Below are 12890 nucleotides of genomic sequence, written 5' to 3'. Positions count from 1 at the left end.
GCTAACTTTCAAAAGTTCTTTTTAGTAACAAGCCCTTCGTCGTCTTTCGTTTAGTCCTGGACCTCCAATTTTGAAGATCACTCCCACAATTATTTGATTTAGCCTGGAATCTGTGAATTCTGCTTCATTGATTTCATTATAACCTTCACCAAAATCTAAACGCTGAAGCTCAGCCGAAGACAAAGATCTTTCATATCGTAGATCCAATCCAAACCTTCCAAATTCAACCTTCACGCCAGCCTGAGCATTTATTGGTGTGTCTTGAACAACAATTGGGTTCAGGAATTCTTCCCCCTCCAAAGTAGCATCCAGTATATTCGAATACACAGGTCCGGCATAAATATCAATTGGTCCCCAAATATTATAACCTACTAATAAAGGAATATCAAATTTTTGAACAGAATAGATTGAAGTTTCTTCTATAAAAGTGAATTCTGTATCTAATGAAGTATAAACTACCTCGGGCCGGACAAAAAACTTACCAAAATCAACCTGTAAAAAGATACCTCCATGAAAGCCAAGATTCCCCTCAGCCTCAGAAGTATTCTTCTGGAATGCATAGTTGTTTTGTAACCCTACAATCTCACCACCCATAGGATGATTAACTCCGGCTTTTAGGCCATAACTCAATTCTTGAGAAAAGCATATTGAAACTGTGGTCAAGATAAAAAACAGGCCTAAAAGATATTTTTTCATAAGATTTGGAATATGCGTCAATTTGTTTACAAATAAAAAGGAATTTTTTTTATACCCCAATAAATTTGCATTTATCTAACGGATAAGATGGAGAATTATTTCATTTGAGGCGGATAGGATTTGTCTGTAGCCGGTAGTCTATAGTCGATTGTGGGTAGTCATTAGTTGGTTGCCTCTCTCCACTACATCAAAAATTCCTCCTCATAAACTTTTGCAAGACCTTCTTCCAGACCAATTTTATGCCTCCAGCCAAGGTTGTGAATCAGGCTTACATCCAACAGCTTTCGGGGCGTACCATCGGGTTTAGATCTATTCCAGGTAATCGCTCCAGAGTAACCTGAAATGTCTTTTATCATTTCTGCAAGTTCTTTAATAGATAAATCTTCTCCTGTCCCAATGTTTACGCTAACATTTCCGCTGTAAGTATTCATGAGGTGCAGGCAGGCAGCAGCAAGATCGTCTACATGTAAAAATTCCCTTTTCGGCTCCCCGCTTCCCCATACTTCTACGGAAACTTTATCTTCTACTTTTGCCTCATGAAACTTCCGAAGTAAAGCCGGAAGCACATGAGAAGTCTCAGGATCATAGTTATCATTGGGACCATATAGATTTGTAGGCATTACTGAAATAAAATCACAACCGTACTGCCGATTGTAATTCTCGCACATTTTTAGCCCGGCAATTTTTGCAATGGCATAAGGCTCATTGGTATCTTCGAGTTTTCCTGTGAGCAGGTAGTCTTCTTTTATGGGCTGGGGTGACATTTTAGGATAAATACAGGAAGAAGCGAAAAAAAGGAGCTTTTTGACACCATTTAAATAGCTCTGGTGGATGACATTATTCTGGATCATCAGGTTTTCATACAAAAAATCAGCTCTGTAAGTATTATTGGCCATAATACCCCCTACTTTTGCCGCTGCCAGAAAGACATAATCAGGTTTCTCCTCTTTAAAGAAGTTTTTTACCGCTTCCTGGTTTGTGAGGTCGAGTTGGGAAGAGGTGCGAAAAATGACATTTTTGAAACCCTCCTTTTCCAGCTTCCGCAGTAACGCCGAACCCACCATTCCGGTGTGTCCTGCAACATATATTTTTGAATCTTTCTCCATTTCTAAAATCTACCGTCTAACGTCCATAGACTACGAACTACTCTCCATTATAATCTAATGTCTTATGCCCTCCTTCTCTTAAATATTTTTCTTTACGGAAGAGGTTCACATCGGCTTCCATCATTTCCTGCACCAGATCTTTTAAATCATACTTCGGCGTCCAGCCCAACTTTTCTTTACATTTTGAAGCGTCTCCAATAAGCTGATCGACTTCGGTGGGGCGATGGTATTTAGGATCTACCTGAAGTACTGTAGCTCCCGATGCTATCTGGTAATCGGGATTTTCGCACTTTATCACTTTTGCAACTTCTTCAATTCCGGCACCCAAAAATTCCACAGTAATTCCAACACAGGCAAAGGCCATACGCACCAGTTCTCTTACTGAAGTGGTTTTTCCAGTGGCGATCACATAATCATCCGGCTGATCCTGTTGCAGCATGAGCCACATAGCTTCCACATAATCTTTTGCGTGCCCCCAATCTCTTTCAGCATTAAGATTTCCTAAAAAGAAATTTTCCTGCATTCCCAGGGCAATACGGGCAACGGCACGAGTTATTTTACGGGTGACAAAAGTTTCTCCCCTTAACGGAGATTCATGGTTGAATAGAATTCCATTACATGCAAACATCTTATAAGCCTCCCGGTAATTAATTGTTATCCAGTAGGCATACAATTTCGCAACGCCATAAGGGCTTCGCGGATAGAAAGGGGTGTTTTCGTTTTGCGGCACCTGCTGTACCAGTCCATACAACTCTGAAGTTGAAGCCTGATAGATCTTTGTTTTCTTAGTGAGGCCAAGAAGCCTTACCGCCTCTAAAATCCTAAGAGTCCCTAATCCGTCGACATTAGCAGTATATTCAGGGGTGTCAAAGCTCACCTTCACATGAGACATAGCTCCAAGATTGTATATTTCATCGGGCTGCACTTCCTGAATGATCCTCGTGAGATTCATAGAATCACTCAAATCTCCATAATGAAGTTTAAACCTGATATCTTTCTCGTGCGGATCCTGATACAGGTGATCTACCCTTTCTGTATTAAAAAGGCTAGACCTCCTTTTGATCCCATGCACCACATATCCTTTCTCCAGGAGGAATTCGGCCAAATAAGCACCATCCTGGCCTGTGATGCCGGTTATGAGGGCGGTTTTTTGTCGGGGTTCTTTATTGATAGCTCTTTTCTTTAAAGTGTTTTGCAATTCAATTATTTACGGAATAAGCTGTTGTTTATTGTTTGTAGTCTATGGTTTATGGTTAAGTCTTCTTGAACTTTATTCCTCGCATATCCGATTTCCGGAGGTATGCCATGAATGCACCTATACGATTATCGGCTTGAGTGCAATCGGCTCCGAGATTGTCAAACTGTTCTTGGGAAATCAGCTTTTTATCTAATGCTCTATAAAGTTGGGATTTTAGTTCGGTAGTAGATCCTTTCGAATAACTTAGAAAGTTTATAAATTCTTGATTACCTCCTCTTCCGAAACCTTCAGCAATATTGTCCATTATAGAACCTGAACTACGTTCCATTTGATTTCTGAGTGAATAGTTTTTCCCTAAACCCGTTTCCTGAAATAAAGTTTCTATCTTCTGACAAATTACACGAGCCAGCTTCCAAACTTCCAGATCCTCAAATCGCTCCACTTTTCCCATCGTTTCTCAGAATTACAATAAACAAAAAACCAAAAACAACAAACAAATTTTCTTGTGCTCAAAATTCAGTAGTAGCTCCAAAGTTCCGTCTCCGACTTCCTATTCGAAGTTACACAGCCCCTCTTCCCACTCTCCTCTAATTCGAGCTACGCGAGAATTACTCAAAATTCCGCATTATCTCCCTCCACTTCTTCTTCAGCTTACCAGTCCTTGTTTCCTGCTGCCCATAACCTTTACCATACTGGCCATACCCATAACCGTAACCATAGCCATAGCCGTAACCATAGCCATAACCATACTTGGCCCGGTGCACAAAGTGGTTAAGAACGAATGAAATATTCTTTACTTCACCTTTGTTATACTTCTCGTTGATCACTTCAAGCATTCCGCGTTTGGTGTAATCCTGGCGGATGAGGTATAGAGTGGCATCGGCGTATTTTATGAGGTTGAGCGCATCGGCAACCACACCCACCGGCGGGGTATCCATAATAATATAATCATAACGCTCCCGCAGTTCACTCATGAGGGTTTCCATCTGCTCGTTCATAAGTAATTCTGAAGGGTTTGGCGGAATTGGCCCTGCAGTAATCACATCCAGGTGTGGCACCATACTTGGCTGTATGATTGCCTCCAGCGACTCCTGCCCTATAAGATAATTCACCACTCCCACATCGTTATTGATCTTAAAGTCATCAAAGATCTTCGGTTTACGTAGATCGGCACCCAGTAACAGGGTCTTCTTTTCACTCAAAGCAAAAACAGTGGCGAGGTTCATGGCACAAAAAGTTTTCCCTTCCCCCGAAACCGATGAAGTGATCATCACCGTTTTAGAGCCGCTCACCCCCTGCTTTTTGTACATAAACTGCAGACTGGACCTCAACCCTCGAAACCCTTCAGCAATAGCCGATTTGGGTTTATTGAAGACCGCAAGATTTGTGTCCATCCTACTTTTCCCAATCATCCCCAGAATGGGAATGGGTGATAAACGGGTGACTTCCTGTGCGTTGTGCACGTTGGTATTCAGAAAAACTAACAGGAAAACAAAAGTCAGCGGAATCATTCCACCCACCATTAATGCCATCACATAGTTAAGTTGTGTATTTGGTCCAATCTGTCCGCCACCGGTATCTTTGGCGGTATCAATAACCATAACATCACTCACGTTGGCTGCTTTTACGAGTCCGGCTTCACTGCGTTTTTCCAGGAACATATTATAAGTGCGCTCACTTATAGAATACTTTCGCTGGATTTTAAGCAAGTCCTGCTCTTCCTGCGGTAGTTTCCTAATTTCGGCTTCAGCCAGGGCAATTTCTCTATTGATGTCTCGCAGCTCCTGCCGCAGGAGGTTTTGAGAAGAAGACATATTTTCGAGCAGCACATCTTTTACTGCATTTATCTGCCGGTCTATATCCTGAAAAACAGGGGAATTTTCCTGTAGGGAATATTCGTATTTCCGCCTTTCTTCGGCAAGGGAAACAATTCGTCCTACTCCGCTAACAATACTTCCTTCAGCAATTCCCGCTACCGAAGGTGCCGGCACATCAGAATAATCATTTCGTGATTGCAGGTAATCCTGCAGGGTTTCATAATAGGCCAGTTGACGTGAAATATCTTCTTTCCTCACATCAAGCCCTGTAAGTTTGGAGTTTAGCTGACTGCTTTCCGCAGAAATATCCAGGATAGAATTGGTATTTCTAAACCTATTCAATTCATCTTCCACCACCTTAAGCTCCATAGCCTTGACACTTAAACTACTGTCAATAAACCGAATGGTCTTGGTGGCAAAAAGATTCTTGCGCTCCAGCATATTTTGACTCAATACCCGTACAGTTCCATTGAGGTAATCTACGATCTCAGCTTTATTATCACCTGTCATGGAAAGATTTAAAACCGAAGCTCCCTGCGACTGCGGACTTACCGCCACTCCGCGGAACCTCCCCACAGTACCATCAAAATGCCGGAATTGCACGTAAAAAGGTTTATCTATAACAGGAACTCGTGGCGTTGGCACAAGCTTACCATTGAAAAATGGCAAATTTATGGGCTCGTTAAGCCGGTATTCACGGCTAAACTCCCCTTCCTCGACCACCACATTGCCATATTCTTTCGTATCATAATTATATACCGAAGCATTTCCTCCGGCAAAAGTCGTGCTGAGCGTAAAGGTTTCAGGGTCTTTAAAACGAATGGTAAAAGTGGTTCCCTGGGCCTGGTACGCAGAAGTATCGGCCACTACTTTAAAAGGAGTGAAACCGTAAGCATTCACACGTTGATATTCTCCGTCCTGTTGATAAGCAATATAATACTGCAAGCGCTCTACCACCTCTTCATTATGCGATCTTGACCGCAAAATGGTCATGGCCGTATTCACCTTGTCTGAGGTTCCTCCCCAGTTAAAAGTGAGGCTGGTATTGCTGGTAAAAAAGGGGTTTTGATCGTCTTTTATGGAAATGGAATTCCCTAATTGATAAACAGGAAGTTTACGTACATTATTGTAATAAGCCACTCCCAGACTTATAGCTATAGACAACAGAATTAATTGCCAGTAGCTAAAGACTTTCAGCACAAATCCTTTAAAGTCAAATGTGGAACCTACATCACTAATATGATCATCTTCATGTGCCATACATCACCGGGTAATTAATAATATTGTTGAAGTTACAAACGCTAAAATAGTCGTGATAGTACGAAAGGCTTCCAGCCCTGTAGTACCCAGTCCCAATGCTTTCTGCGGAAGCGGATTCACGATAATAAGATCGTTAGGCTGAATATAATAGTACGGCGACTTCATCGCATCTATGCTTGTAAGATCAATATGGTGTCTTTTCTCCCCGCCCGGGTATTGGCGCACAATCACCACATCGGTCCTGTCTCCGAACTCAGATATATCCCCGGCCTGGGCTATGGCTTCCATAATCGTCACCTGCTCTTTATAGATCACCTGGGTTCCTGATCCTATCTCTCCAATTGTGGTATATCTTATTCCCGCCAGCTTAACCGTGACAAAGATGTTTGCCTGTTCCTTGAAATACTTGTCTAAAAGGGCTTTTTCGATCTTCTCTCTCACCTCCTCTACCGTGAAACCCAGCACATTCACCTCGCCCAGGGTGGGCACTCGAATATTTCCATGAGCATCCACTAAGAAGCCGTCATAATAAAGCCTTTCTTCTCCCGTGGCGTTAGGATTTTGCTCCCCAATAGGGTTAAACATCCCAACCACGTCCTGGTCTATTGCCTTAACCCTGATACTTAGAAGATCATTAACCTGAATTCTATAGGGTTTCTGAATTCTTTCTATAGAAATTAAACTGTCTGTCTCCTTACCATCTTCCTGCAAGTACATCAACCGCTTAGTGGGCACACAGGAAGAAACAAAAAACAGAATACTAACAACAACAATTAATTGCCTGATACTCATTTGGGACTAATAGCTTGAGACAAATATAGGTCTTGAAGGTTAATAATAAAATAATTGCATCACTAGTTTGTTAAATACTGTTAATCAAAGGCAGAAGGCTGATGTTGGATGTGAGATTTTTACAAATACATATCGGCGTTAGATTGTTCGAACTCCATTTCATCTTCAAATTCCCACATCCTCAAATTTTCAAATCTTCAAAATCTCTCTGCTAATTCTAAATTGTTAATTGATCATTGAAATACCTACTTTTGCCAAAAATAACTGTGTGAATTATTTATCTGTAGAAAATGTAGCCAAGGCTTACGGAGAAAGAGAACTTTTTTCAAATCTTTCCTTCGGAATTAATGAAGGAGATAAGGTGGGATTTGTAGCCAAGAACGGAACAGGAAAAACCTCTCTCCTCAATATACTTTCGGGCGCCGATACTCCCGATGCCGGCAATGTGGTATATCGTAAAGATATCACCACAGCTTTTCTTCCGCAGGAACCTAATTTAGATCCGAAGCTTACAGTAGAACAAACCATCTTTGCTTCAGATAATGAAATCCTGAAAGTCATCGAGCGCTACGAAAAAGCTCTCGAAAATCCTGAAGATTCCGATGCCTACCAAAAGGCTTTTGAACAGATGGATGCCCATCAAGCCTGGGATTTTGAAACTACCTATAAACAGATCCTTTTTAAACTGAAGCTTGAAGATCTTCACGCGCTGGTAGGAAGTCTTAGCGGCGGACAAAAGAAACGTCTCGCCCTGGCCTCCATGATCCTAAATAAACCCGACCTCATCATCATGGATGAACCTACCAACCACCTCGATCTTGATATGATCGAGTGGCTGGAGGAATTCTTCCGTAAAGAGAACTTCACCATTTTTATGGTAACGCACGACAGGTACTTCCTGGAACGTGTATGTAACGAGATCGTAGAGCTTGAGGACGGAAATCTTTACACCTACAAAGGCAATTACTCCTACTACCTCAGCAAAAAAGATGAACGCATTGCTTTAGAGCAAACCAATACCGATAAAGCCAAACAACTTTTCAAGAAGGAACTGGACTGGATGCGACGCCAGCCAAAAGCTCGAACCACCAAATCTAAATCGCGTATAGACGACTTTTTCGAAATTAAAGACCGCGCCTCAAAACGCCGCAACGACCACCAGGTGCAACTGGAGATCAATATGGAGCGCCTGGGGAATAAGATTGTGGAGTTCCATAATATTTCCAAAAGCTTTGGCGATCTCCAACTGCTTGATAAATTCAGTTACAACTTTCAGCCGGGCGACAGGCTGGGAATTATCGGAAAAAACGGAACCGGAAAATCCACTTTTCTAAACATTCTCACCGGCACCCTTGCTCCCGATTCCGGGAAGATCACCATTGGGGAAACTATTAAGTTTGGTTACTACACCCAACGCGGAATTGAGGTAAAGGAAGGCCAGAAGGTCATTGATGTGATAAGGGAATTCGGGGATTATATTCCGCTGAAAAAAGGTCGGCAAATCTCTGCACAGCAGCTTTTGGAACGTTTCCTTTTTGACCGTAAGAAGCAGTACGATTATGTAGAAAAATTAAGTGGGGGAGAAAAAAAGAGGCTTTACCTGTGTACCGTCCTTATTCAGAATCCAAACTTTCTTATCCTGGATGAGCCCACAAACGATCTTGATATTGTGACCTTGAACGTACTCGAAGACTTCCTGCTCGATTTTCCGGGTTGTCTTGTAGTGGTTTCTCACGACCGTTATTTTATGGATAAGATCGTGGACCATCTTTTTGTCTTTAAAGGAAAAACAGAAATTGAAGATTTCCCCGGAAACTATACCGATTACAGGGAATATGAAGCCAGTTCTATAGCTGAACCTACCGAAAAGACCGAAGTTTCAACAGAGAAAAAAGCCTGGAAAAAAGAGAACAGCACCTCGGCCACCCTCACCTACAACGAGCAGAAAGAATACAACAGGCTCGAAAAAGAAATCCATAACCTGGAGAAGAAAAAGAATGATGTGCAGCAAAAATTCCTTGAAGACCTAAGCCCCGACGAGATCACAAAAGCCTCCATGGAACTTGGAAAGATCGATGCTGAAATAGAGAAAAAAACCGAGAGGTGGTTTGAACTGGGTGCTAAAATGGAGTAAGAGAACCCTTTCAGCTGTTTTTTAACCCTAACCCTGGAAGCGGTTGATTTCTCCTAACCCTCTTTCGGGGCTCCAAGCCGCCGAAAGGGGGTGATTGAAACTCTTTCAGCGGTTTTTTCAACCCTGAAAGCGGTTGATTTAAGGAAATTCATATCTTTAAATTAAAGCCTCAATAACAAAAAGTTGCAGATTGAACCTATAGAACCAGGAAACTTCTACCACATCTACAACCGTGGAAACAATGGCTCGAATATCTTTTTCGAGGAGGAAAATTATGCGTATTTCCTGCGACTCTATGAGAAATACATCCATCCCGTAGCCGATACCTTTGCCTGGTGTCTCATGCGTAATCATTTTCACGTACTTCTTTATCTCAAAACAGATAGTGAAATCAGGAAAGAAGATTATTTATTTTTTCCGGGTAAAGAACCGAAGAAACCCGATGCCTCCAGGCAGCTTGGTCATTTATTTAATGCTTATGCTCAAGCCATCAACAAAAAATATGGCAGAACGGGAAGTCTAATGGAGAAATCATTTGAACGAAAAAGGATCACGTCTGAAGATTATCTTAAACAAATAATTTTTTACATCCATAATAATCCTGTTCATCATAAGGTTGTTCAAAGAATGAGAGAATATCCCTGGTCCTCCTATAATATTATTATATCCGATAATCCAACTTTCGTAAAGCGAAAAGAAGTCATTGAAATATTCGGTGACATAGATAACTTTAAGGCTTACCATGAGAGAAATGAGGGAAGGGATTTGTTTTGAACCCGCTTTCGGGGCTCTAAGCCGCCGAAAGGGGTGACCGGTCGCCCAACCCTTTCAGCAGTTTTATTATCTCTGAAAGCGGTTAATTTCCCCAAACCCTCTTTCGGGGCTCCAAGCCGCCGAAAGAGCTGATCGATTGCCCAACCCTTTCAGCGGTTTTTTTACCCTGAAAGCGGTTGATTTCTCCAAACCCTCTTTCGGGACTCTAAGCCGCCGAAAGGGGTGATTGAGACAGGGCATGACCAAATTTTAGTCACCGCTAAACCATCCTCTCCTCCAGCAAATCCTTCCAAATAACAAATCCTTTTCGATCATCAGAATAATCATGAAAAATACGGCTGAAATTTTTTGGCTGATTTTCTAGATATTGTTTTCTTCCTTTATTCCGAATGAAATTTAATTCCCCATCAATATAAACTAGATTTTTCTGAAGTTCATTCTTATTGAAATGCCACACATAAGTCGCTTCTTCTGTGTCTAGAGTTTCGAGCACAAGGTGGTATTGATCTATTCCTGAAATAAGGAAAAGGAAAGAAAAAGGATCAAGAACAAAACGGAGCTTCAGAATATTGTATTCATGCCTGGCTGCCAAATATTTTAATTGCCGGGAATGCTTATACTTGTTATTGTCTAAAATAACCTGAAGTAAGTCTTCCCCGGAACCAAAAATAGCTGAAATGTTATTTTCTGTCTGAAGTTGATCTTTTTCCATTTCTTCACCTTTACTTTTTTTTCTGAAAAGTCCTTTCTCAAGGAATTTGAATTTTACACTTTGCAGTATTTCCTCATCAAGCTCTTCCAGATCACTGGAAGTTGCCATTTGAGAAATTATTTTTCCCTCCTGAATTTCAGCAGAAATTTTAATCCGGACTTTTCCCGACTTCAAAACTTTAGCAAAATAGGGTTTCAGAACGTCAAACTCCGGTCTAAAAAGGTCATTTTCAACTTCAAATTCAAGTTTAATGGCAGGGTTGGGTATTTGATAAGTAAAAGCAACTGCACCAAAGCGAAAATCAAGATCCTCCCACAAAATATTGAGATCCTCATCAACACTAAAAATTTTTGGAGCTGTAGAATTTTTCATTGACAGTTCTTCTTCATTAAACAAAGTAACCTGCTTGTCGAAATGACGATAATAGGTATTTCTCTTCAGAAATAGTTTATTCAGGTACTCTATTTTATGATCCCGATAATCATAAATTACAGGAGTAAGCTCAGAACGCTGAACCCGACCTATGTACTGAATCAACTTTCCTTTAAAGGAAAAAGGATAAACAAGAAAAAGAGTAGAGGCATTTTGCAGGTCAGATCCTTCGCCAAAAAACTGGCCGGTGGTGATTAAAACCTGGTAATCTCCTTTTCTCAAGCTCTCCCATTTTAGGCTCCGGCTTACCTGTGAATCATCTCCGCTCAAGGTTATCGTTTCAAAGAACTGTTTAAGTAGTAGGTAAAGTATGTCTATGTGTTCTTTACGTTCAGTTAGCAAAACAACATTTCTCCCTTTCTCAACTTGAAGTGTTACATCTTCACAAATAAGCCTGTTCCTGTTTGAATCATGCACGAGTACCTTAGACAATACTTCGAAAGGATCTGTTTTTGAATTGTATGGTATATCAAGAGAAGTATTGCGAATTATTACCCTCGCCCGTTTGTAATTTTCAATTTCATGGGAATTTATATGAGCTATAAGCTCTCCCAAATATGTAAAGATCATTTTTCCGTCACTTCCTTTTCTAAAAGGGGTTGCAGTTAATCCATACTGAAAAAATGGAGTAAGTTGGGAAATCACATTTTTATAAGTTTCAGCAGGGATATGGTGGCATTCATCAATGATAACGGTTCCAAAGGATTGAGAGAAATTAGAATTTTCAGCTTTTTTTATTTGTTTACTTAAACTCTGTATCATAGCCACCGTAACTAACTTTCCACTTTTGGCTTTTCCCTGTCCAATCCTACCAATTTCCCTTTTCGGAATTCCGAGAAAGCCTTCAATACGCTCTATCCACTGCTCCATTAATTGTTTCCTATGCACCACAATAAGGGCCGGTAATCCTTTATCTGCAACAATCTGCAGGCCAATAACAGTTTTTCCTGAACCCGGAGGTGCTGTAATAACTCCAAAATCTTTTCTTTTTGCTGCTGCAACAGCATTTTTTTGATGTTCCCGCAGCGCTATTCCTGCTGAAAATTTAACCTTTTTTGGTTTTTTTCTTTGATCTATAAATTCATGATCGACATTCTGCTTTCTACAGAACCGGATAAATTTCCCAATAAATCCCCGCGGCAGTAGTAGATGATCACTTGTCTCTTCATAAGTCTTAAAATATCGATCTGTGCCCCAGGTACTTTTACCTGTCTTCTTTTTGATGAAAAATTCTGAATTGGCAAAATTCAATTCATCTTTTAAATATGCTGCAACTGAAGGAGGCAATGACCATTTATTCAAAATAACTTTATTATCAAGTGTTACTCTCAGCTTTCCTGAACCTGCCCTTTTTAATGGCAAGGCAATTAAATTTCCCAAACCTTTTCCCGATAAAGCATCCTGATTAGGGAAGAGTCTGTCAAAACTTGAACTTTTATCCAACAAAGAAAATGCGCCGGTTTCTTCCAGCAGGGTCTTGAATAATTTTCGACTTTTGATCGCCGGATAACTCCCCTCAAAAAAGATCCAGACGTGTCCTCCGTTTCCCGAACGTGATCTTTCAATGTATGCAGGAATTCCCCTGCTTTTTAAAGTATTAATTACAGAAATACATTCTTCTGCCCAGTTATTGCCGTCGAAATCTGCAACAATAAACCAGGAGGTATTGTCCTGCAATAAAGGATAAATACCAATGAGCTGCTCGCCCTGTAGATGCTTCTCAATTTCATTATCTGTAAGCGAAAGAAAAGTTTTTTGCTCATAAGACTTAAATGTACCACCCTTCATCTTGTGAAGCCGGAACATGTAAGGATCAAATTGATATGCCGGCATATAACCTTTTTTTGATCCCTTTTGCCAATGACGTGCAAAAACATCCTGCCTACCTTTGAAAAGGCTTTTTATCAATTCCATGTTTGAAAGTCGACTATTCTGCATCTTTCATTTTAGTTGGTTATAACTTCCACGC

General features: G+C 40.8%; 9 protein-coding genes. 2 read left to right on the top strand and 7 right to left on the bottom strand.

All coding sequences use genetic code 11. From position 1 onward, the window contains the following. Nucleotides 1–21: 21 nt before the first annotated feature. From OQ279_RS04765 to OQ279_RS04740, 6 genes are all read right to left on the bottom strand, one after another. Nucleotides 22–696 carry an outer membrane beta-barrel protein gene (locus OQ279_RS04765; RefSeq protein ID WP_266068687.1) on the bottom strand — a complete coding sequence of 225 codons (675 nt, stop codon included), beginning with the start codon at nucleotides 694–696 and terminating at the stop codon, nucleotides 22–24. A gap of 182 nt (nucleotides 697–878) precedes the next feature. Further along, nucleotides 879–1802 carry a GDP-L-fucose synthase family protein gene (locus tag OQ279_RS04760; protein ID WP_266068685.1) on the bottom strand — a complete coding sequence of 308 codons (924 nt, stop codon included), beginning with the start codon at nucleotides 1800–1802 and terminating at the stop codon, nucleotides 879–881. Between the two features lie 37 nt (nucleotides 1803–1839). After that, a complete protein-coding gene (gmd, locus tag OQ279_RS04755) occupies nucleotides 1840–3000 on the bottom strand; it encodes a GDP-mannose 4,6-dehydratase (protein ID WP_266068684.1) in 1161 nt (386 codons plus the stop codon). Between the two features lie 55 nt (nucleotides 3001–3055). Then, the gene (locus tag OQ279_RS04750) at nucleotides 3056–3451 is read right to left on the bottom strand and encodes a four helix bundle protein (protein WP_266068682.1); all 396 of its coding nucleotides are present in this window, start codon (nucleotides 3449–3451) and stop codon (nucleotides 3056–3058) included. Nucleotides 3452–3608: 157 nt separating this feature from the next. Then, nucleotides 3609–6077: an exopolysaccharide transport family protein gene (locus tag OQ279_RS04745; protein WP_266068681.1), complete on the bottom strand. Its 2469-nt coding sequence runs from the start codon at nucleotides 6075–6077 to the stop codon at nucleotides 3609–3611. Between the two features lie 3 nt (nucleotides 6078–6080). Beyond that, nucleotides 6081–6869 carry a polysaccharide biosynthesis/export family protein gene (locus OQ279_RS04740; protein ID WP_266068680.1) on the bottom strand — a complete coding sequence of 263 codons (789 nt, stop codon included), beginning with the start codon at nucleotides 6867–6869 and terminating at the stop codon, nucleotides 6081–6083. A 268-nt stretch (nucleotides 6870–7137) separates the two neighbouring features. On the opposite strand from OQ279_RS04740, the gene OQ279_RS04735 reads away from it, so the two are divergent. Beyond that, nucleotides 7138–9003, top strand: coding sequence for an ABC-F family ATP-binding cassette domain-containing protein (locus tag OQ279_RS04735; protein ID WP_266068679.1), 1866 nt, complete (start codon nucleotides 7138–7140; stop codon nucleotides 9001–9003). Between the two features lie 183 nt (nucleotides 9004–9186). Beyond that, nucleotides 9187–9777, top strand: coding sequence for a hypothetical protein (locus OQ279_RS04730; protein ID WP_266068678.1), 591 nt, complete (start codon nucleotides 9187–9189; stop codon nucleotides 9775–9777). 259 nt (nucleotides 9778–10036) lie between these two features. Here OQ279_RS04730 and OQ279_RS04725 read toward each other — a convergent pair whose 3' ends face one another. Further along, nucleotides 10037–12835 carry a DEAD/DEAH box helicase gene (locus OQ279_RS04725; protein ID WP_266068677.1) on the bottom strand — a complete coding sequence of 933 codons (2799 nt, stop codon included), beginning with the start codon at nucleotides 12833–12835 and terminating at the stop codon, nucleotides 10037–10039. Nucleotides 12836–12890: the final 55 nt, after the last annotated feature.

Origin of the sequence: Salinimicrobium profundisediminis (assembly GCF_026241755.1) — a bacterium.
GTDB lineage: Bacteria > Bacteroidota > Bacteroidia > Flavobacteriales > Flavobacteriaceae > Salinimicrobium > Salinimicrobium profundisediminis.
The sequence above is the reverse complement of the archived record's forward strand: the minus strand, read 5'-3'. Positions and strand labels throughout refer to the sequence as shown.

Coding starts and splice junctions, on each gene's coding strand:
- OQ279_RS04740 (WP_266068680.1), bottom strand. CDS start 6,869: ATGAGTATCAGGCAATTAATTGTTGTTGTTAGTATTCTGTTTTTTGTT.
- OQ279_RS04760 (WP_266068685.1), bottom strand. CDS start 1,802: ATGGAGAAAGATTCAAAAATATATGTTGCAGGACACACCGGAATGGTG.
- OQ279_RS04750 (WP_266068682.1), bottom strand. CDS start 3,451: ATGGGAAAAGTGGAGCGATTTGAGGATCTGGAAGTTTGGAAGCTGGCT.
- OQ279_RS04725 (WP_266068677.1), bottom strand. CDS start 12,835: ATGGAATTGATAAAAAGCCTTTTCAAAGGTAGGCAGGATGTTTTTGCA.
- OQ279_RS04765 (WP_266068687.1), bottom strand. CDS start 696: ATGAAAAAATATCTTTTAGGCCTGTTTTTTATCTTGACCACAGTTTCA.
- OQ279_RS04745 (WP_266068681.1), bottom strand. CDS start 6,077: ATGGCACATGAAGATGATCATATTAGTGATGTAGGTTCCACATTTGAC.